Source organism: Pseudomonas sp. PDM17, from assembly GCF_014851985.1.
Taxonomy (GTDB): domain Bacteria; phylum Pseudomonadota; class Gammaproteobacteria; order Pseudomonadales; family Pseudomonadaceae; genus Pseudomonas.
Map to the genome: position 1 here is coordinate 442,803 of NZ_JACVAT010000002.1, position 19,510 is coordinate 462,312.

A 19,510-nucleotide genomic window follows, 5' to 3' on the forward strand; every position below is an offset into this window, starting at 1 on the left:
TGTCTTCAGGCCGCTGCTAGGGTGATCCAGAAGTCCGTTACCCGACGGACTCGCAGAGGGTAGGTGGCCTGCAGCATCGATAGCGCGAGGTGGCTGTCCAGCAGCGGGAAGGCACCGGACACCGCCAGCTGTGCTACCTCAGGGTCGCAGCGCAGCACGCCACGGCGATAACGGCTCAGCTCGCCCAGCAGCGCCTGCAGGGGCATGCGGTCGGCCATCAGCATGCCGTGGGTCCAGGCATCCGGGCTGGGGGATGGCGGGGCGGTGCTGATTCTTCTGCTCGACAGCAACGCAGACTCCCCGGCGCCCAGCCATTGGCTGGGGCCCTGCAGCGGTGCGACCTCGACGCGACCGTGAAGGACGGAGACGCTGGTCAAGGCGTCGCCCTGGCGCACGTTGAAGCGCGCCTCGCGGGTATTCACCCGGCCTTCGCGGGTTGTCACCAGAAATGGCCGGCTGTCCGCACGCGCATCGAGGAATATCTCCCCGCGCAGCAGACGCACCAGGCGCTGTGCCGGGGTGAAGGCGATGTCCACGGCGCTGTCGGTGTTGAGCGTCAGCAGGCTGCCATCGGGTAACGGCAACTTGCGCTGCTCGCCGATCCCGGTGTGCTGGTCGGCGCTCCAGTCCTGCCAGGGCTGCGTCCGCCAGGCGGCCAGGCCGACCGGAGCGACGGCCAACAGCACAGCCAGTTGCTTGAGGGCGCGTCGGCGATCCAGCGTGCGTTCGCGGCCCAGTGTCGGCATCGCCAGCGCCGGAGGCAGGCTGCCAAGGTGGCCCAGCAGACGTTCGGCACGATCCCAGGCTCGCGCGTGTTGCGGGCTCTGGCGTTGCCAGTCGATGCAGGCGCGGCGGTTTTCCTCGCTAGCATCCTGCTGCAGGCGTACCAGCCAGTCCGCCGCCTCGTCGAGGATACGCGCGGCGATAGGCTCGGCGGTGCTCATTCCATCAGCTCCAGGCAATGGCGAAAGGCCTGCTGCATATAGCGCTTCACCGACCCCAGGGATACGCCAAGGCGCTCGGCGATGGCCTCGTACTTCAGCCCCTCGATCTGCGCCAGCAGAAAGGCCTGGCGCACAGGCTCGGGCAGGCGGGCGAGGAGGGCATCCACCTCGTGCAGGGTTTCCAGCACGAGGTAACGCTGCTCCGGCGAGGGCGCCAGCTCTTCGGGCAGATTGGCGAGCGCTTCGAGGTAGGCGCGTTCCAGCGACTGGCGCTGGAACCAGTTGATCATCAGCCCCTTGGCCACCGTGGTGAGGTACGCGCGCGGCTCGCGGGCATCCAGCACCCGGCGTGAGCCGAGCAGGCGCGTGAAGGTGTCCTGGGCCAGGTCGGCGGCCTGTTCATGGCAGCCCAGGCGGCGACGCAACCAGCCTTGCAGCCAGCCGTGATGGTGCTGATAGAGCTCACTGACGGCGGCGTGGAGAGGAGCGTCGACCGAGGACATGGCAGAACTTTTATCATTTGAGAATGCTTCTCATGATAAGGGTTGCTGCGCTCTGCTCACAAGCCCTTCTGAAGGAGGGCTAGCAGCAGCTCGTCAGCCCGCCCGGCTGGCGAGGTCGAGGGTGGCGAGTTGAGTGGCGGAAAGGCTCAGCAGGGTAGCCCGCACCAGACTGGTGAGCTGGCGTTCACTGGTGGCGCTGGCGATGGGGGCGGTGATGCCGGGCTGCTGGCGGAGCCAGGCGACGGCGACTTCGGCCGGCGACGACTGGGTTTCTTCGGCGACCTGGTCCAGCGCTGCGAGAATCTTCAACCCGCGGGCATCGAAGTAACCCTCCAGGTCTTCGCCACGAGCACTGCCAGTGAGGTCGCTGGGACCACGGTACTTGCCGGTGAGGAAACCCGAGGCGAGGCTGAAGTAGGTCACCACGACGTTGCCGTGCTCGGCAGCGATGGCTGCGGTTTCCGTTTCGTGGCCCGCGCGGTCGTAGAGGTTGTACTGGACTTGCAGCGCGGAGTATGCGGGGAGGCCGGTGCTGCGCGAAGTTGCCTCGGCCGCTTTGAGTTGTTGCCGGCTGAAATTGGACGCACCGATGGCGCGCACCTTTCCAGAGGCGATCAAGTCTTCGTAGGTGCGCAGGGTTTCCTCGTGGGGCGTGCAGTCATCGGGGTAATGGCTGAAGTACAGGTCGATGTAGTCGGTGTTCAGGCGCCGCAGGGAGTCTTCGACGCCCTGCAGGATCCAGCGGCGCGACAGCCCGCGCCGCTGTACCGAGAGTTCGGCGCCGACCTTGGTGCACAGCGTCACCTCGGTGCGGCGTCCCGGATGGCTGGCGAGCCAGCGACCGATGATGGCCTCCGACTCGCCGCCCTCGTGACCCGGCACCCAGACCGAGTACATATCCGCCGTGTCGATACTGCTCAGCCCCGCGTCGAACGCCGCGTCCAGCAGGCGTCGAGAAATGGCTTCGTCTACCGTCCAGCCGAACACGTTGCCGCCCAGTATCAATGGCGAAAGGTTGAGGTCACGAGCATGCATGGCTTTCTCCTCAGCACACGGCGATATGCGAATCCGCACGCGGCTCGGTGCCGCCGCAGAGCACGCCGGTCTGCGGATCGCGGACGATGATCTGCCCGCGTCCGTAGTCGGTCAGGTCGCAGGCGATCTCCACCTCGTGGCCGCGCCGCGCCAGGCCGAAGGCCAGGTCACGGTTGGCGTGCTGCTCGATGCCGACCTTCATGCCGCCCAGCCATTGCCAGCGCGGGGCGTCCAGCGCGGCCTGTGGGTTGAGGCCGAAGTCCACCAGGTTCATCACCATCTGCACGTGGCCCTGGGGCTGCATGTAGCCGCCCATCACGCCGAACGGGCCGACGGCCACGCCATCCTTGCTGAGGAAGCCGGGGATGATGGTGTGGAAGGTCTTCTTGCCCGGCGCCAGGGCGTTGGAGTGCGCCGGGTCGAGGCTGAACTCCGAGCCACGGTTCTGCAGGCCGATGCCGCTGTCGGGCAGCACCACGCCAGAGCCGAAGCCGTGGTAGGCGCTCTGGATGAACGAGACCATGTTGCCTTCGCCGTCGGCGGTGGCGATGTACACGGTGCCGCTGGAGTGCGGGTCGCCATGTTTGGGCTCGGCAGCCTGTTCGCCGATCTCGGCGCGGCGGCGCGCGGCGTAGTCGTCGGACAGCAGCGCAGCGGTGCTGACGCGCATGTGCTCGGCGTCGGTGATGTAGTGCAGGCCGTCGGCGTAGGCCTTCTTCATCGCTTCGAGCTGGCGGTGCCAGGTGAGCTGGCTGTCGCGCTGGTCGAAGTCGTAGCCCTGGAGGATGTTGAGGGTCATCAGGGCGATCAGGCCCTGGCCGGCCGGCGGGATTTCCCAGACGTCATAGCCGCGGTAGTTGGTCTTGATCGGCTCGACCCACTTGGGCTTGTAGCCGGCCAGGTCAGCGGCGCTCAGCGCGCCACCGGTGGCGGCGGAGTGGGCGGCCAGGCGCTCGGCGATGGCGCCGCGGTAGAAGCTTTCACACTTGGTCTCGGCCAGCTCGGCGAGGGTTTTCGCCTGAGCCGGGTTGCGGAACAGCTGGCCGGCGCGCGGTGCTTCGCCATTGACGGTGAAGGTGTCGAACCAGGTCTCCAGTGCCGGTACGGCGGCGCGGCTTTGCTGGTATTCGCGGCGGGCGATTTCCCACTGGTGGGCGACCACCGGGGACACCGGGAAGCCATCGCGGGCCAGAGCGATGGCGGGCTGCAGCAGGTCGGCGAAAGGCAGCTTGCCGAAGCGCGCGGACAGTTGCGCCCAGGCCGAGGGAATGCCCGGCACGGTGACCGGCAGCCAGCCGTGTACGGGCATCTTGTCGAAGCCTGCGGCCTTGACCTTGTCGATGGAGAGGGAGGCGGGCGCGTGGCCGCTGGCGTCCAGGCCGTGCAGCTGGTCCTTGATCCAGACCAGGGCGAAGGCGTCGCCGCCGATGGCACAGCCGGTGGGCTCGACCACGGTCAGCGCGGCGGCGGTGGCGATGGCGGCGTCGATGGCGTTGCCGCCGGCACGCAGCATGGCGATGCCGGCCTCGGCAGCCAGGGGCTGCGAGGCGGCGACCATGCCGTTGCGGGCGAACACGCTCTGGCGCTGGGAGGCGTAGGGATACTCGTGAGCGGAAAACTTAAGCATGGCAGGGCTCTTCGAAGGTCATTGGCCAGTCTTGATTCGGGTCCATTCGCGGGTGATCACGCGCTGGATTTTCGGCGGCAGGTCGGCGGAGACGTAGAGCTTCTCGATCACCGCGTCGCTGGGGTAGATGCCGGGGTTGTCACGCACTTTGGGGTCGAGCAGCGCGGTGGCTCCGGTATTGGGGTTGGCGTAGCCGACGTAGTCGCTGACCGGGGCGATCACTTCCGGGCGCAGCAGGTAGTTGACCAGCTCGTGGGCGCCCTTGGGGTTCTTCGAGTCGCGCGGGATGGCGAGCATGTCGAACCACAGGTTGGCGCCTTCCTTGGGGATCACGTAGCGCACGTCGATCTTCTTGCCGGCTTCCTGGGCGCGGGTCTGCGCCTGCATCACGTCGCCCGAGTAGCCGACCGCCACGCAGATGTCGCCGTTGGCGAGGTCGGTGGTGTACTTGGAGGAGTTGAAGTAGGTGATCGACGGGGCGAGCTTCTGCAGCAGGGCGGAGGCCTTGGTGTAGTCGTCCGGGTTGGTGCTGTTCGGGTTCAGACCGAGATAGTGCAGCGCCTGCGGGATGATCTTCACTGGCGCGTCGAGGAAGGCGACGCCGCAACCGTGCAGCTTGGCCAGGTTCTCCGGCTTGAAGATCAGGTCCCAGGAGTCCAGCGGGGCGCTGTCGCCCAGTGCGGCCTTGACCTTGTCGTAGTTGTAGCCGATGCCGACGGTGCCCCACATGTAGGGCACGGCGTACTGGTTGCCGGGGTCGGCGGCTTCCAGGCGCTTCATCAGGCGCGGGTCGAGGTTCTTCCAGTTGGGCAGCTGCGAGCGATCGAGCTTCTGGTAGACGCCGGCGTTGATCTGCTTGGTGAGGAACTGGCTGGACGGCACCACCAGGTCGTAGCCCGAGTGGCCGGAGAGCAGCTTGGCTTCGAGCATCTCGTTGGTGTCGAAGACGTCGTACTGGACCTTGACGCCGGTGTCCTTCTCGAAGTTCTTCAGGGTGTCCGGGCCCATGTAGTCGGACCAGTTGTAGAAGCGCACCAGCTTGTCGTCGGCCTGCGCGGCGGTGGCGCAGGCGAGGAGGGTCAGAGTGCTGGCGAAGAGAACGCGTTTACGCATGACTTGTCCTTATCGTTAGAGAACGCGGCTTAGAAATTCCCGCGTGCGCGGGTGGTGCGGATTGCCGAAGACCTGCGCGGGCGGGCCTTCCTCGATGAGTTCACCCTGGTGCAGCACCACTACGCGGTCGGCCACTTCGCGGGCGAAGCCCATCTCGTGGGTGACGACGACCATGGTCATGCCTTCGTCGGCCAGTTCCTTCATGACCTGCAGGACCTCGCCGACGGTTTCCGGGTCGAGGGCGCTGGTGGGTTCGTCGAAGAGCATGGCCTGGGGCTTCATCGCCAGGGCGCGGGCGATGGCCACTCGCTGCTGCTGGCCGCCGGAGAGCTGGCCGGGGTAGTGCTCGGCCTTGTCCGACAGGCGTACCCGTGCCAGTAGCCGGCGGGCCTGATCCAGCGCCTCGCCCCGGGGGACGCCGAGCACCTGGGTCGGCGCTTCGATGATGTTCTCCAGCACGGTCATGTGCGGGAACAGGTTGAAGCGCTGGAACACCATGCCGATGTCGCGGCGGCGGCGGGCGATGTTGCTTTCCGAGTCGCGCACCAGCTTGCCGTCCGGGCGTTCGCGGTAGCCCATCAGCTCGCCGTTGACGCGGATGCTGCCGCCCTGAATGTCTTCCAGGTGGTTCATGCAGCGGATGAAGGTGGTCTTGCCAGAGCCCGAGGCGCCGATCAGCACCACCACTTCGCCACGGCGCACCTCCAGGGACACGCCCTTGAGGATCTCCAGCTCGCCGAAGGCCTTGTGTACGTCGCGGGCCTGGATCACCACGTCTTTCATGTCCGGGATCATCTCAGCGCCCCCTCAGCAGTTTCATCGCCTGCCGGCCGAACATGCGGTTCGGTGCGGCAGTGTGGCCGTCGGATTTGCCGAAGCGCACTTCCAGCCAGCGCTGGAAGAAGCCCCACAGGGTAGTCAGGGCGAGGAAGTAGATCGCCACGACGAGGTACAGTTCGAACACGCGGAAGGTCGCCGAAGTGACCATCTGGGTGCTCAGCAGCAGTTCCTGCACGCCGATCACGCTGACCAGCGTGGTGTTCTTCAGCATCACGTTGAACTCGTTGCCCAGCGGCGGAACGATCACGCGGAAGGCTTGCGGCAGCACGATGCGGCGCATCAGCTTGGGGAAGGTCATCCCCAGGGATTTGCCGGCCTCGTACTGGCCCTTGTCCACCGCGCCGATGCCGGCGCGGATGATCTCGGCCATGTACGCGCCTTCGTTGAGCCCCAGGGCGATGATCGCCGCCTGGATGTTGCCCGGCAGGATGAACAGCCCCAGGTCCAGGTCCTCGAAGCGGAAGATCCCGCCGGCGGCCAGCGCGGTGTAGAGGAAGACGATCTGCACCAGCAGCGGCGTGCCGCGCATCAGCCACACGTAGAAGCGCACCGGGTATTGCAGCAGCGGGTTGGTCGACAGGCGCATCAGCGCCGCCAGCAGCCCGAGCACGCAGCCCAGGACCATCGCGCTGACGGCGATCACGCAGGTCAGCCAGAGGCCGTAGAGGTAGATGTCGCTCGGCCGCAGCAGGTATTGCCAGAACACGTCCCAACTGAAGTTCATGTCTCGTTACCTCAGTCCAGTTTGTCGCCTTCGATGTGCCACTTGGCCAGCAGCGCGGCGTAGCTGCCGTCGGCCTGCATGTCCTTGATGATCTGCGTGACAGCCTCGCTGAGCTGCTTGTCGTCCTTGCGGATGCCCAGGCCGGTGAGAATGCGCGCGAAGGCCGGTACGCCGATCTCGAACAGGTCCGGCGCCATGCTCTGGTAGTAGCCGGCGGTTTCCACGGTGGTGCCGTAGGCGTCGGTCTGGCGGATGCGCAGGGACTGGAAGGCATCGGTGTCGGTGTTGTAGACCACCACCTTCATCGGCGGCTTGCCAGCCTTGGCCAGCTTCTCGTTGTGGGCGTCGAGCAGGGTACGGATGGTCGAACCGTTGAGCACCGCGACCTTCTTGCCGGAGAGGTCGTCCAGGGTGCGGATGCCCTCGGGGTTGCCCTTGGCGACCACCACGGCCTGGCTGGAGTACATGTAGTTGACCATGTCGATCACTTCGCGCCGTTCGGGCTTGTCGAACAGCTGATCCACCAGCATGTCGCACTGGCCGGCCAGCAGCGCCGGGATCAGCCCGGAGAAGGGCGTGATGCGCCAGTCGATCTTCTTGTCGCCCAGTCGCTTGGCGATGGCTTCGCCCAGGTCGATGGTGACCCCGGTGAGCTTCTGGTTCGAGTCATAGAAACCCATGGGCGGGGAGTCCATGCCGCCGCAGAAGGTCACCTTGCTGGCGTTCTGCAAGCGGTCGGGAATCTTCACATCGGCGTGCGCCAGCGGGGCGGCCAGGCAAAGGGCGAGAAGGCACTGCGGGATCCTGCGTTCGAACATGTTGAGCTCCGGGGTGGGGTTGCCAGGGGCAGTTCAGGGACACAGAAGTACGGGTCTAGGCGCCCGTTGCTTCGATTCGCTTCTTCGTGGATTGCGTTTGGGTGGATTGCGCGTGGGTGGCACGTGCTTTCAGGTGGCTTGAGCCTCCAGAAACTTCGCCAGCGAGGGGATCGTCCCCTCGATGTGGTCGCAGATGACCCGCTCGGCTTCGCGGGCATCGCCCGAGCGCAGGGCGTCGAGGATCACGGTGTGTTCCTCGCGGGCGCTCATGGGCTTGTCGACGTGCTGCAGCCACAGACGCATGTGCGGCTCGATCACCGAATACAGCGCGGTGATCTGGCGCAGCAGGCGCGGGCGCCCGGCGAGGCTGCAGAGGTATTCGTGGAAGGCGCGGTGGCGGCTGACCCACTCGGCGCTGTCGTCGCGGTAGTCGTCCATCTCGTCGAGCATGCGCTCCAGGCGGGACAGGTCGCGGTCGGTCAGTTGCGGCACGGCGATGCGGATGGCCAGGCCTTCCAGGGCGCTGCGCATCTCGAAGACTTCGCGCATCTCTTCGATGTTCAGACCACTGACGATGGCGCCGCGATTGGGCCGCAGGGTCACCAGACCCTCGGCGTCCAGGCGCTTGAAGGCACCGCGCACGGGCATGCGGCTCATGCCGATCTCGCTGGCGATGTCCTCGGCCACCAGACGGTCGCCGGTCCTGTAGCGGCCGGTGCAGATAGCCTGGAGAAGGTAGTCGTAGGCCTCGTCTTCGGCGCTCATCGGTGGGCGGGCAGCGGGTACCAGGCGCATGGGGTGATCCTCGTGGATTTTTGGATCCAATTATCCATGCATGCAATTAAGCAGTTGCCATGCCAAATTTGGCGAAACGATTGGAAGTGGGCGGGGTAGAGCGGTGCGCGTAGGAAACTGGCGTAGGCGGCGCTACGGGGAAAGGGGGCGAAACGGTAACGGATGGGGTGATTCGTGCGCGTTCACGGTGCGCATCGGTAACGTTGTAGTGCGTGTTGAGACGGTGCAGGAGCGGGTCGTGCGTGCGACCAGCTGCGCGCCAGGTCCGTCAGGCCGGCGCGCAGCTGGATCCGGCCTGCCGGCCGGTTCGCGGGCAGGGCCCGCTCCTGCAGGGGACCGATCAGGTGCCGATCACACCGCCATCATCCTTGGTGATCACCAGCGTCGTGGAACGCGGGATGCTCTTGCCGTCGCTGGCCGGGAAGCTCAGCGTCGGGTGCTGGATGTTCACCCACAGCGTCTTGCCGTCCGGGGTCTGGGTGATGCCGGTCAGCTCGCAGCCGTGCGGGCCGACCAGGAAGCGCCGTACTTCACGGCTGTGCGGGTCGGCGCAGAGCAACTGGTTGCAGCCCATGGCCTGCATCGCCGGGACGTCATCGTCGTAGTCGGTCTCGATCCACAGGCGCCCGGCGGCGTCGAAGTACAGGCCATCCGGCGAGGAGAAGATGTCGCCGTTGATGGTACCGATCAGGTTCTCCGGCGCGCTGGCGCCCTGGTGCTCGCCGGCCAGCAGGAAGATTTCCCACTGGAAGCTGGTGGCGGTCGGATCACCGCCGGCCTCGTTCCAGCGCAGGATCTGCCCGTGCAGGTTTTCCTTGCGCGGGTTGGCGGCGTCCACCGGCTGCTTCTTGCCGCGGGCATCGTTGTTGGTGAGGCTGACGTAGACCTCGCGGGTGGTCTGCTGCACCGCGACCCACTCGGGGCGGTCCATGGGCGTGGCGCCCAGCCTGTCGGCGGCGGCGCGGGCGTTGACCAGCACCTCGGCCTGGCTGGCGAAGCCATTCTCGGCGCTCAGGCCATTCTGCCCATGCACCAGCGGCAGCCACTGGCCGCTGCCATCGGCATTGAAGCGGGCGACGTAGAGGGTGCCTTCGTCGAGCAGGTCGACGTTCGCCGCGCGGTTGTTTGCGTCGTATTGGCCGGCCGGGACGAATTTGTAGATGTACTCGCCCTTGGTGTCGTCGCCGTAATAGAACGCCATGCGGTTGTCGGCGCCCAGCGAGAGGGTCGAACACTCGCGGCAGAAACGGCCGACGGCGGTGCGTTTCTTCGGCGTGGAGGTCGGGTCGAACGGGTCGATCTCCACCACCCAGCCGAAGCGGTTCGGTTCGTTGACGTGGCCGCCATGGGGCTGGTCGGCTTTCGGCGTGGCGTCGAAGCGCGCATCCACCGCTTCCCAGGCGTAGTAGTTGCTGAACTGGCCGTTGGACAGGCCGTAGCGCTTGTGTGAAACGCGCTTGGCGTAGTCGTCCTTGTCGCGGTTGACGAAGTACTGGTGCCAGTTCTCTTCGCAGGCCAGGTAGGTGCCCCAGGGCGTGACGCCCATGGAGCAGTTGTTCAGGGTGCCGAGCACCTGTTTGGCCTCGGGGTCACTGGCGGTGCGCAGCAGGTCGTGGCCGGCCAGCGGGCCGGACAGGTCCAGCGGCGAGCTGCCGGTGATGCGGCGGTTGTAGCTCGAGCCTTCGACGCGCAACCACTGGCCGCCGGCGTCCTTCTTCACCTCGATGACGCTCAGGCCGTGGGCGGCGATTTCCTTGCGTACCTCGCCTTCCGGGCGGCCGCGCGAACCATCGGGGCGGTCCTCGAAGGTCTGGCCCTTGGGGTGCAGCGTCGGGTTGATGTACTCGTGGTTGATCACCAGCAGGCCGTGGCTGTCCGGCGCATCGGGGAAGGGGAAGTAGTGCATGCCGTCATGGTTGTCGCCGGCCTGCAGTTCCTGGGCTTTCCAGTCCTCGCTGGCGTCGCCTTTCCAGGCCGGCGAGCCGCTCACCACAGCGTCGCCCCAGGAGAAGAACGGCCGCGCGCTGTAGCCCTCGGCGACGATCACCCGGTCGAATTTCGGGTCCTGCTGCACCGGCACGCCCTTGAAGCCCAGCAGCGCGGTGGGCACCGGGGCGTCGGCAGCAAACAGTGAGCGGCCGGGGAAGAGGCCGCCGCCGAGGAAGCCGACCGCGCCCAGCACCAGGCTGTTCTTCAGCAGGCGGCGGCGCGAGGCGTCGATGATCTCGCTCATCGGCAGGTTGCCGGAGGGGTTGATCGACTCATCGTCGAAGGCGGAAAGATGGGCGTGGAAATCGGTTGGCTCGGCACTCATCGGGAGGTTTCCTGGATCCGGTAATGGAAGGTGTTGCGCACGTTGGCCACGGCGACGGCCTGGCCGTCGATTACCCGTGGCTGGTAGCGGAAGCGGGTGGCGGCCTGCAGCGACGGGCGCTCGAACACGCTGTGACTGCAGGCGCCGGGGACCACGCGCGGGTCGCGTACCGAACCGTTGGGGGCGACGGTGTATTCCACCGTGCAGTCGCCTTCCAGACGGCGGTCGAGGGCGCTGTCCGGGTAGGTCGGAGCCTTCTTCACCAGTGGCTGGTAGTTCTGCGCGGCGCGGGCGGCCTCGGCGGCGGCTGCCTGCTGTGCGGCGAGCTGGCGGTCGTGTTCGGCGCGGGCCCGTTGCTCGGCCTGCTGGCGTGAGCGTTGCTCCTGTTCCTGGCGTTGCTGCTCGGCGATGCGTTGCTGCTCCTGGCGCCGTTCCTCGCGCTGGCGCTCTTCGCGTTCACGCTGCTCGGCCTTGCGCCGGGTCAGTTGGGCGACGTCAGGTTGCGGCGTTGGGCGAGGCGCTTCGACCTGTGGCGGGGGCGGTGTAACGGGCTCGGGCGGTTGCACCACGGGTGGAGGCGCTGGTGCGATGGGCGCGGGGCTCGGCAGGCTGACCAGCGCGGTACGCATCACCTTCGGTGCCGGGGTGGCCGGCGCCGAAGGGTGGAAACCGATGTACAGGCCGGCCAGCGCGAGCGCGTGCAGCCCGACGCTGATGGCGGCAGGCAGGGCGCGGCGGGTGATCCTGCGGTTCACGATTGCGGCGCCTCGGTGATCAGTCCGACATCGCTGACGCCACCGCGCTGCAGGGCGGCCATGGCGGCGATCACCCGACCATAGTCCACCGCCTGGTCGGCGCGGATCAACACCTGGGTGTCGGCGCCCAGGCGGGTGAGCTTGGCGGTCAGCTCGTCCAGATTGCCGGCGGCGTCGGTGCGCTGTTTGGTATCCACCTGGCTGCCCAGGTACCAGTGGTAGCCGCCGTCGGCCTGCACCGTGAGCGTCAGCACCGGGCGCTCGGTCTCGCTGGGTAACGCCTCGCTGGCCACCTTGGGCAGTTCCACCTTCAGGCCCTGCTGGATCATCGGGGCGGTGACCATGAAGATCACCAGCAGCACCAGCATGACGTCGATGTAGGGCACTACGTTCATTTCCGCCTTGGGCGCGTGCTTGCTGCGTATGCGTCGCATGGCCGGCCTCCGGTCAGGCCGCCGCGGCCAGCGCCGGGGCGGCGTGGATGCGACGGTTGAGCTGGGCCTGCAGCTGTTCGGCGAAGGCGCAGTAGCGGCCCAGCAGTTGGTCGGAACTGGCAGCGAAACGGTTGTACGCCATGACTGCCGGGATCGCTGCGAACAGGCCGACGGCGGTGGCGACCAGGGCTTCGGCGATGCCCGGCGCGACGGTGGAGAGGGTGGCTTGCTGCACGCCGGAGAGGCCGATGAAGGCGTTCATGATTCCCCAGACGGTGCCGAACAGGCCGATGTACGGGCTGGTGGAGCCGACCGTGGCAAGGAACGGCAGGCCGCGCTGCAGGCGTTCCTCCTCCTGGGCGATGGCCACGCGCATGGCGCGCTCGCTGCCCTCGATCAGCAGCGCGGGATCGATGCCCGGCTCGTCACGCAGGTGCAGGAACTCCTGGTAACCGGCATGGAAGATACGCTCGACGCCGGCGTCCTCGCCGGGTTCGGTGGTTTCCCGGAACAGCCGCTGCAGGTCGCCGCTGGCCCGCCAGCGCGCTTCGAAGGCGCGCAGGCGTCGGCGGGCGCCGCCCAGCAGCAGGCTGCGCTGGACGATCACGTACCAGCTCACCAGCGAGGCGGCCAGGAGGATCAGCAGCACGGCCTGGGCGAGCGGGCTGGCGGCTTCGACCAATGCCCAGATGCTGGTGTGTTCGAGAGTGGCTTGCATGGTGGTCTCCCGGTGAGGCTCCCCGTCACGGGGAGCCTGGTGGTCAGTCGAGGTTGAGGGCGCGGGCGATGTCCGCCCACGGCACGTACTTGAAGTTCTGCGTGCCTTCGGGCAGGCGCTTGCGGCCGTCCTGCACCACCAGCATTCCCTGGCCGAACGCGCCGCCCAGGTTGGCCGAGGTGACTTCGATACCGTCGGTTTCCGAGGTGCCGTCGATGCCGGCTGCGGCGTTCAGGCCGACGCGGAAGGCACCGCGAACGCGGTAGGGCGCGGCGGCGTCGAGCACCAGGTAGCTGTCGTTGCCCTGGCTGGAAACCAGCAGGTAGCTGGCCTTGGCGCCGTGGTAGAGGGCCAGGCCCTCGACGTCGTCACGGAGCAGGTCGCCCACGGCCAGTACCTGTTCCGGCTCGGCCTTGGCGTCCGGCTCGGCCCCGAGGGTCCAGACCGCCACGTCTTCTTCACCGAGGAACAGCCGTTGGTTGCGGTCATCGGCGACGCAGCCTTCGGGCTGGCTGGCGACGCGGAATTCGCGCAGCAGCTCGCCTTTCACCTGGCCGCCGGGAGCGCTCAGTCGGTACTGCTGGAAGCGTCCGTCCTTGTCATTGACGAAGGCCTGGATGTCGCCGTCGCGGGGCGCATACAGGCACAGGCCGTAGACTTCCTCCAGCGGCGTTGGCACACGGCCGATCTCGCGCACCTTGCCGTCGGCCGGCTCGATCGCGAACAGAGTCAGGCTGTTGTCGCTGCGGTTGCTCGCCACCGCCAGGTCGACGCGGCGATTGCCGAGCCGGAAGCCGTGGCGCACGTCGACGTTGTTCACCAGCCCGGCAGCCAGGCTCTGCAACTGGCGACCCTGGAGGTCAAAGACCAGCAGGCCTTCCTGCTTGTTGGTGCCCAGTACGCGGCTGAGTTTCGGGTTCTTCGCGCTGACCCAGATTGCCGGGTCATCGGCGGCGTCGCCATGGCGCTGCACGCTCTGCGTCTGCACCGCCGGCATCACCTCGGGTAGCGTGCGGGGCGCTTCGGCGCGTGCGGGCAGGGCAGGGACTTCGGCGTGGTAGTAGTGCCCGCTGGCATCGTCCTGCAGGACGATGCGCAGCGTGCCGGCCTGTTCGGTGGCCGCAAGTTGTTCGGCTTTCTTCGGGCCGTTCAGTGCGATCGCGCCGAGGTTCTCCCAACCGTCGCCCTGACGCACGTAGCGCTGCAGGGCCGGGCCCTTGTCCAGCGCGAGTACGCCGCCGGGCACCACCGCCAGTCCGCTGAGCGATCCGGCGAGCCTGCCATAGGGCGCGCTCAGGTCCACCGGCAGGCGGCTGCCGTCTGCCTCCGGGTTGGCACCATAGGCCCAGAGGCCGATGCCCGGTTCGTCGACGTACAGGGTGCCGTCGCTGTCGTCGGCGCGGCACAGCTCGGCGCTCGGCGGCAGGGCCAGGCGACGCACCTTGCGAGCCTCGCGCTCGAGCTTCTGGCCGTGGCCGACCAGCCATTGCTCGCCCTGGCCGTTCTCGCCGACCAGGAACAGGTAGAGGTTGGCGCTGGCGTCACGGTAGAGGCACTGGCCGTTGACCGCGAAGTCCGGGCTCGGCAGGCGCAGCGCAGCGCCCCAGTGGCCGTCGCCGGCCAACGGCTGCAACAGCGGCTGCTGGCGTTCCCGGTCGAAGGTGGCGAGCAGGCTGCCGTCGCCCCAGGGGCGCTGGTCGAGGAAGTCGTAGCGGCCGGCGAGGCGACCGCGTTCGCTGCCTGCCTCGTCCAGCAGCAGGAGACCGTCGCGCTTGCTGGCGACGACGCTGCCGGCGCCGGGCAGCAGGGCGATGGCCTGGGCCTTGGCACGGGTCGGCCAGGGTTGCAGGGCGACGGATTCGGCGCAGGCGTAGCCGGCCAGCAGCAGGCTGGCGAGTAGCGGAGTCAGGGAGTAGCGGCGTTTCATGGAAGGCGTCTGTCCTTGTGGTGCTGCGCGGACGCCGGCGGACCGGCGTGCGCGGTCCTCAGAAGTGTGTGAGGGTCAGGCCGACGGTGTAGGTCGGGCCGTACTCTTCGTACTGGTAGTTGTAGCGACGGTGGCCGCTGTAGATGTAGTAGGGCTCGTCGCCGAGGTTTTCGGCGTTGAAGAACACCTGCAGGTTGTCCGTCAGCGAGTAGCGCGCGCTGAAGTCGATCTGCGTCTGGTCGTCGACACGACTGTCGTAGCGCTTGTCGCTGACGTTGCCGACCTCATAGAGGTAATCGGACTTGTAGTTGGCGGTCAGGCGCAGGCTCAGGCGGTCCTTCTCGTAGCCGATGAGCAGATTGCCGGTGACGTCGGACTGGCTGGGCAGGTCTATGTTGCGCTTGTTGCCGTCGGCATCGGCGATCTCGGCCCGCGAGCGGCTGAAGGTGGCGTTGGCGCCCAGCAGCAGGCCGTCCCAGGGCGCGGGGAGCATGACCATTTTCTGCGACCAGGCCAGTTCCAGGCCGTAGACCTTGGCCTTGTCGCCGTTGGCGAAAGTGGCCGCCTCGTCGAAGTCCGCCCAGGCGCCGCTGCCGGCGAGGTCGGTGTTGTAGACGAAGTTCTTGATGTCCTTGTAGAACAGCGACGCCGAAACCACGCTGGCGCGACCCAGGTAACGCTCGATGGCCAGGTCCAGGTTGTGCGAGCGCAGGGCGGCGAGGTCGGGGTTGCCGAACTCGGCTTCGTCGCCGTCGATGGCATAGCCGGGCGCGAGTTGCTCGAAGGTCGGGCGCACCACGGTGTTGGTCCAGGCCGCACGGATCTGCGTCTGGTCGTCCAGCTGGTAGCGGGCGTGCAGACCCGGCAGCCAGTGGTGGTAGTCGCGCTTGCGCTCGATGGCCTGGTAGTCGCCGTTGTCGATGCCGGTGCCGCTGGCCTCGAAGTGCGTGCCCTCGTAGCGCAGGCCGGCGATGAAGCGCCAGTCGCCGACGTCCACGGTATTCATGAAGTAGCCGGCATCGATGTCTTCGTGCATGCGGAAGTCATTGATGGTGGAGGCTTCCTCGTCGTAGTACTGCGATGCGTCCAGCCCGCCGATGAGGTGCTTGATGGCGTCGGCGGAGATGCCCTGGCCAAACTTCTGCAGGCGATAGTGAACGGTGCCGTCCAGCGCATTGGAGAGGTTCAGCTGGTCATCGCTCAGGCCCGCGTCGGCGAGGTCTTCGTACTTCCAGACGTCCTCGTCGTTGTCCTTGGTGCGTCGGCTGAGCTTGCCGCCGAACTTGAAGGTCGACGCGTTGCCGGCCAGGTCGTAGTCGCGGGCCAGGTCCAGGCGCAGGTTCTTCTCGCGGTCGGAGGTGTAGGACTTGCCCCACTCGACCTTGTCCAGGCTGAACCGGGTCGGGTCGTAGAAGGCCGAGTCGATGTTCAGGCGGGGCTTCTCGCTGTCATACCAGCCACTGTCCATGTCGCCGCCGCTGTAGACGGCCGGGTCGATGTGGCCGGGACTGTCCTCGTCGGACTTGCTCCAGCCGACCTGGCCGCTGAAGGTCCAGTCGCCGCGCCGCTGTTCGCCGCCGAAGACATAGGACTGGATGGTCTGGGTCTCCTCGCGGCTCTTCAGGCGCCGCTCGACTTCCGCTTCGCCGCTTTCGCCTTCGGCCAGGGCATCCTCGAAGTCGATCTTGGTGGACTGCCGGGTTTCCTCGTCCTTGAACTCGCTGTAGAGCGTGCGCAACCAGAGCTTGCTGTCGTCGTCCGGGCGGTAGTCGAAGTTCAGCGCGCCGCCGCTGCGTTCACGCTGGATGTCGTAGTCGCGTTGCTCCAGGCTGTTGAGCCGGGCGCCGTCGTCGAAGTCCCAGTCGCCGCCGGTCTCGACGTTGTCCGAACCGAACTTGCGCTTCTGCCAGCTGAGCGCGGCGGCCACGCCGAAGTTGTCGGTGCCGTCGCCCAGGCTGAAGCGCTGGCTGGCGGCGCCGGAGTATTTCGGGCTGAAGCGGTTGGTGTTCTCGTCGTAGCTGGTCTGTGCGGTGCCGCTGAAGAACAGGCCGTCATGGTCGAAGGCGGAGAGGCTTTCCACCTCGATGGTGCCGCCCAGGGAGTTGGCGTCCATGTCCGGGGTCAGGGTCTTGACCACCGACAGTGACTGGATCAGTTCGCTGGGCAGCACGTCCAGCGCCACGGCGCGGCGACCGGCCTCGGGCGAGGGCACCAGGGTGCCGTTGATGGTGACGGCATTGAGGTCGGGGCCCAGGCCGCGAACCCGCACGAAGCGGCCTTCGCCCTGGTCGCGCTCGACGGACGTCCCCGGTACGCGCTGCAGGGCTTCGGCGGCGTTGCTGTCGGGCAGCTGGCCGATGCTGTCGGCATGCACCACGCTCTCCACGCTGTCGGAGCGGCGCTGCTGACGCAGGGCCTTGTCCAGGCTGTCGGCCTGGCCGTACACGGTGACGCTTTCGCCGGCCTCGGTGGTTTCCTCGGCCCAGCCTGACGGCGTGGCGGCAATCGCCAGCGCCAGGGCGCTGACCTTGAACAGCGGACGCAGCGTCCGCGGCAATTGCTGATCGATCACGGCATTTCCCCTTGTGCCTGTTCCCCCGACCGGGGCGATTCGGCCCGGTCAACTGGGGAGCGGAAGCTAGGCAGCGGGAATGACGGTTACGTGACAGCGATCAGCTGCAGGCCGCGAAATACAGGGGTTTCAGCATTGCAGGGCAGGTTTCTGAGCCCAATTGACCCGGTGCGTTCGGCTCAGCCCCGGCGGCAGGGCGCAGGGCTTGGTGCGGGGAGCGGCGGCACAGGACTTTTTCGCAGGATGGGGGCGGTTTCGAGTGAGCCGATTGCACCCTCGGCGCTGTCATCAAAGCATCACGGGGACCTGTTTGGCTGGCGTCCGTCACTCGTTGCGGATACCGCTCCCATGTCCAACCTGCTCAAGCTGCACCGCCTGAAACTGATCGCACTGGTCGTGCTCGCCAACATCGGCCTGGTGCTCTACCTCGCAGCCGGGCAAATCAAGACCTGGGACCGGATCGACTGGCTCGACGTGGTGGGCGAGGGCGGTTCGGCGCTGCTGGCCTTCTGCTGGGTCTGCCTGGTGCTCGCGCACCGGCCGGCCGGGCGGGTCACCACGTTGCTGGCGGTGGGCCTGGGGGCGGTGTTCTTCTCCATGTGGATGGATGCCCTCGACGAATTCATCCAGCTGCCTGCGGAGATTTCCTGGGACCACTGGCTCGAATCGGTGCCGATGCCCATCGGCCTGCTGCTGATCACGCTCGGCCTGTACCACTGGAGCAAGGAGCAGAAAGCCCTCGGCCAGCAACTGAGCAAGCGCGAGCGGCTGTTCCGCGAGCACCTCCACCACGACCGCCTGACCCCGCTCAACGGCGCCGCCTACCTGCGCCGGCAGATCGAGCTGGAGCAGCGTCGCTCCGGCGAGGAGCAGCAGGCGTTCTCCCTGGTGCTGGTGGACCTGGACGACTTCGCACCCTTCAACCGCAACCATGGCCACGCCGAGGGCGACCGCGTGCTGCAGGCGGTGAGTCAGTTGCTGTTGCTCAACCTGCGCCACTGCGACCTGTTGTGCCGGCTGGCCGGCGATCGTTTCGTTGCCCTCCTGCCCGGCACTGGCGAGGCCCAGGCCTGGCGCATCGCCGGTGAGCTGGAGAACGCCGTGCGCTACTACTCGCACAAGAGCGTGCCCCAGGGCGAGAGCCTCGTCCTCAGCGCCACTGCGGTGGCCTGCATGGCGCGCGACGAATCGTCGGACAGCCTGCTGGAGCGGCTGAGCCTGTCCATGGCGCGCGCCAAGTCACGGCCGCGCCTGGCCCGCAGCGCCTGAGGCCTGTCGCATGGAGGCCCCGTTGAACTACTACGAGCGCGACCTGCGCTTCATCCCGGCGCAACACCAGCCAGCCTGCCTGCTCGACCTCGCGCTCAGCCGCGAACTGGACAGTCACCGCCTGCTGCGTGGCACCGGGCTGTTCCAGGAAGACATCATCGCCGGCCAGCGGCTGATCAGCGCCGAGCAGTACCTGCGGCTGGTGGACAATTGCCGCCAGGGCAGCGGCGGCGAGGAGCTGGGCTTTCTCTTCGGCCAGCGCCTGCTGCCGGGGCACCAGGGCGCCGCCAGTGGCGCGCTGATGCACGCCGCCAACCTGCAGGAAGCGCTGGACCTGCTGATCCGCCACCGCGCGCGCTTCAGCCCGTTGCTCGCCCCGCGCCTGCTGGTGGAGGAGCGCTTCGCCTGCCTGTACTGGGTCGACGCCTGTGGTGTCGGCGGCGCCCGTCGCTTCCTGGTGGAGAGTGGCATGACCGCCGTGACTGCGCTGTGCCGCTGGTTGTCCGACGAGCGCCTGCCGTGGAAGTACCTGTTCGCCCATTCGCGGCCCGACTACATCGAGCAGTACCAGGCGCACCTGGGGCTCAACCTGCAGTTCGACTGCCATGTCGATGCCATGCTGATTCCCCGCGACTACCTGGTGAAGCCCTGGCCGCGCGCCTCGCTCACCGCCGGCCAGGCGGCGCAGCGCGATGCGCGGCGCGAGCAGGAGCAACTGGGCCTGGGTGAGGGCGTTCTGGAGCATGTCTACCGCCTGTTGCAGCGCGAGGCCCGCGACCCGCTGAGCCTCGACCGGCTCGCCGAGCGCATGGGCATCAGCCCGGCCACCTGCAAGCGCAAGCTGCAGAAACACCAGACGCACTTCCAGGCGGTGCACGACGAGGTGCGCAAGCACGTGGCGCTGTACCTGTACTGGTCGCGTGGCTACAGCAACGAGGAGGTCGCCGAGTACCTGCGCTTCACCGACACCACCAACTTCCGCCGTTCATTCAAACGCTGGACGGGCCTGGTGCCCAGCGCGGTGCGGGATCTTCGACCGGGGCGGGATAGCTGGCTGGAGCACCGTGCAACGGATAGTTGAGCGAAACGGTTGGTGATGCAGTTCGCTTTCTATAGAATGCG

Annotated in this window: 17 protein-coding genes; 2 read left to right on the forward strand and 15 right to left on the reverse strand. The window is 67.2% G+C overall.

Annotation, left to right across the window (positions count from 1 at the left end; all coding sequences use genetic code 11):
- Positions 1 to 5: 5 nt before the first annotated feature.
- The 15 genes from IB256_RS07805 to IB256_RS07875 all read right to left on the reverse strand — a co-directional run bounded on the left by IB256_RS07805 (position 6) and on the right by IB256_RS07875 (position 17,119).
- Positions 6 to 944, reverse strand: coding sequence for a FecR domain-containing protein (locus IB256_RS07805; protein ID WP_192401996.1), 939 nt, complete (start codon positions 942 to 944; stop codon positions 6 to 8).
- Entirely contained in the window at positions 941 to 1,447 is a 507-nt protein-coding gene (locus IB256_RS07810; RefSeq protein ID WP_192294711.1) for a sigma-70 family RNA polymerase sigma factor, read from the reverse strand. Before IB256_RS07810 ends, IB256_RS07805 begins: the two co-directional genes overlap by 4 nt.
- A 93-nt stretch (positions 1,448 to 1,540) precedes the next feature.
- Complete coding sequence (locus tag IB256_RS07815; RefSeq protein WP_192294710.1) at positions 1,541 to 2,482, reverse strand: aldo/keto reductase; 942 nt, start codon at positions 2,480 to 2,482, stop codon at positions 1,541 to 1,543.
- A gap of 10 nt (positions 2,483 to 2,492) precedes the next feature.
- Positions 2,493 to 4,109 carry a gamma-glutamyltransferase family protein gene (locus tag IB256_RS07820; protein ID WP_192401998.1) on the reverse strand — a complete coding sequence of 539 codons (1,617 nt, stop codon included), beginning with the start codon at positions 4,107 to 4,109 and terminating at the stop codon, positions 2,493 to 2,495.
- 18 nt (positions 4,110 to 4,127) lie between these two features.
- Positions 4,128 to 5,222 carry a polyamine ABC transporter substrate-binding protein gene (locus IB256_RS07825; RefSeq protein WP_192223659.1) on the reverse strand — a complete coding sequence of 365 codons (1,095 nt, stop codon included), beginning with the start codon at positions 5,220 to 5,222 and terminating at the stop codon, positions 4,128 to 4,130.
- A gap of 15 nt (positions 5,223 to 5,237) precedes the next feature.
- Positions 5,238 to 6,017 (reverse strand): amino acid ABC transporter ATP-binding protein, encoded by a 780-nt coding sequence (locus tag IB256_RS07830; protein WP_081518195.1) that lies wholly within the window; start codon positions 6,015 to 6,017, stop codon positions 5,238 to 5,240.
- Position 6,018: 1 nt separating this feature from the next.
- Positions 6,019 to 6,786 carry an amino acid ABC transporter permease gene (locus tag IB256_RS07835; protein ID WP_192294707.1) on the reverse strand — a complete coding sequence of 256 codons (768 nt, stop codon included), beginning with the start codon at positions 6,784 to 6,786 and terminating at the stop codon, positions 6,019 to 6,021.
- 11 nt (positions 6,787 to 6,797) lie between these two features.
- Positions 6,798 to 7,604 carry an ABC transporter substrate-binding protein gene (locus IB256_RS07840; protein ID WP_081518193.1) on the reverse strand — a complete coding sequence of 269 codons (807 nt, stop codon included), beginning with the start codon at positions 7,602 to 7,604 and terminating at the stop codon, positions 6,798 to 6,800.
- A 129-nt stretch (positions 7,605 to 7,733) separates the two neighbouring features.
- Positions 7,734 to 8,399 carry a GntR family transcriptional regulator gene (locus tag IB256_RS07845; protein ID WP_192294706.1) on the reverse strand — a complete coding sequence of 222 codons (666 nt, stop codon included), beginning with the start codon at positions 8,397 to 8,399 and terminating at the stop codon, positions 7,734 to 7,736.
- 340 nt (positions 8,400 to 8,739) lie between these two features.
- Positions 8,740 to 10,713 carry a PhoX family protein gene (locus IB256_RS07850; protein ID WP_192402000.1) on the reverse strand — a complete coding sequence of 658 codons (1,974 nt, stop codon included), beginning with the start codon at positions 10,711 to 10,713 and terminating at the stop codon, positions 8,740 to 8,742.
- A complete protein-coding gene (locus tag IB256_RS07855) occupies positions 10,710 to 11,468 on the reverse strand; it encodes an energy transducer TonB (protein WP_318653560.1) in 759 nt (252 codons plus the stop codon). Before IB256_RS07855 ends, IB256_RS07850 begins: the two co-directional genes overlap by 4 nt.
- A complete protein-coding gene (gene tolR / locus IB256_RS07860; protein ID WP_192402002.1) occupies positions 11,465 to 11,902 on the reverse strand; it encodes a protein TolR in 438 nt (145 codons plus the stop codon). Before tolR ends, IB256_RS07855 begins: the two co-directional genes overlap by 4 nt.
- A gap of 13 nt (positions 11,903 to 11,915) precedes the next feature.
- Positions 11,916 to 12,620: a protein TolQ gene (tolQ, locus tag IB256_RS07865; protein ID WP_192402004.1), complete on the reverse strand. Its 705-nt coding sequence runs from the start codon at positions 12,618 to 12,620 to the stop codon at positions 11,916 to 11,918.
- 43 nt (positions 12,621 to 12,663) lie between these two features.
- Positions 12,664 to 14,547 (reverse strand): phytase, encoded by a 1,884-nt coding sequence (locus IB256_RS07870; RefSeq protein ID WP_192402006.1) that lies wholly within the window; start codon positions 14,545 to 14,547, stop codon positions 12,664 to 12,666.
- Between the two features lie 58 nt (positions 14,548 to 14,605).
- Positions 14,606 to 17,119 (reverse strand): TonB-dependent receptor, encoded by a 2,514-nt coding sequence (locus IB256_RS07875; protein WP_192295812.1) that lies wholly within the window; start codon positions 17,117 to 17,119, stop codon positions 14,606 to 14,608.
- A gap of 348 nt (positions 17,120 to 17,467) precedes the next feature.
- Between IB256_RS07875 and IB256_RS07880 the strand changes: the two genes are divergently transcribed.
- Positions 17,468 to 18,388, forward strand: a complete 921-nt coding sequence (locus IB256_RS07880; RefSeq protein WP_192295811.1) for a GGDEF domain-containing protein — start codon at positions 17,468 to 17,470, stop codon at positions 18,386 to 18,388.
- Between the two features lie 10 nt (positions 18,389 to 18,398).
- On the forward strand, positions 18,399 to 19,469 hold the full coding sequence (locus tag IB256_RS07885) for an AraC family transcriptional regulator (RefSeq protein ID WP_037005978.1): 1,071 nt from the start codon (positions 18,399 to 18,401) through the stop codon (positions 19,467 to 19,469).
- The last annotated feature ends 41 nt before the right edge of the window (positions 19,470 to 19,510 follow it).

What these genes read in the sequence shown, in the direction of transcription:
- IB256_RS07805 (WP_192401996.1), bottom strand. Translation starts at nt 944, where the DNA reads ATGAGCACCGCCGAGCCTATCGCCGCGCGTATCCTCGACGAGGCGGCG.
- IB256_RS07810 (WP_192294711.1), bottom strand. Translation starts at nt 1,447, where the DNA reads ATGTCCTCGGTCGACGCTCCTCTCCACGCCGCCGTCAGTGAGCTCTAT.
- IB256_RS07815 (WP_192294710.1), bottom strand. Translation starts at nt 2,482, where the DNA reads ATGCATGCTCGTGACCTCAACCTTTCGCCATTGATACTGGGCGGCAAC.
- IB256_RS07820 (WP_192401998.1), bottom strand. Translation starts at nt 4,109, where the DNA reads ATGCTTAAGTTTTCCGCTCACGAGTATCCCTACGCCTCCCAGCGCCAG.
- IB256_RS07825 (WP_192223659.1), bottom strand. Translation starts at nt 5,222, where the DNA reads ATGCGTAAACGCGTTCTCTTCGCCAGCACTCTGACCCTCCTCGCCTGC.
- IB256_RS07830 (WP_081518195.1), bottom strand. Translation starts at nt 6,017, where the DNA reads ATGATCCCGGACATGAAAGACGTGGTGATCCAGGCCCGCGACGTACAC.
- IB256_RS07835 (WP_192294707.1), bottom strand. Translation starts at nt 6,786, where the DNA reads ATGAACTTCAGTTGGGACGTGTTCTGGCAATACCTGCTGCGGCCGAGC.
- IB256_RS07840 (WP_081518193.1), bottom strand. Translation starts at nt 7,604, where the DNA reads ATGTTCGAACGCAGGATCCCGCAGTGCCTTCTCGCCCTTTGCCTGGCC.
- IB256_RS07845 (WP_192294706.1), bottom strand. Translation starts at nt 8,399, where the DNA reads ATGCGCCTGGTACCCGCTGCCCGCCCACCGATGAGCGCCGAAGACGAG.
- IB256_RS07850 (WP_192402000.1), bottom strand. Translation starts at nt 10,713, where the DNA reads ATGAGTGCCGAGCCAACCGATTTCCACGCCCATCTTTCCGCCTTCGAC.
- tolR (WP_192402002.1), bottom strand. Translation starts at nt 11,902, where the DNA reads ATGCGACGCATACGCAGCAAGCACGCGCCCAAGGCGGAAATGAACGTA.
- tolQ (WP_192402004.1), bottom strand. Translation starts at nt 12,620, where the DNA reads ATGCAAGCCACTCTCGAACACACCAGCATCTGGGCATTGGTCGAAGCC.
- IB256_RS07870 (WP_192402006.1), bottom strand. Translation starts at nt 14,547, where the DNA reads ATGAAACGCCGCTACTCCCTGACTCCGCTACTCGCCAGCCTGCTGCTG.
- IB256_RS07880 (WP_192295811.1), top strand. Translation starts at nt 17,468, where the DNA reads ATGTCCAACCTGCTCAAGCTGCACCGCCTGAAACTGATCGCACTGGTC.
- IB256_RS07885 (WP_037005978.1), top strand. Translation starts at nt 18,399, where the DNA reads ATGGAGGCCCCGTTGAACTACTACGAGCGCGACCTGCGCTTCATCCCG.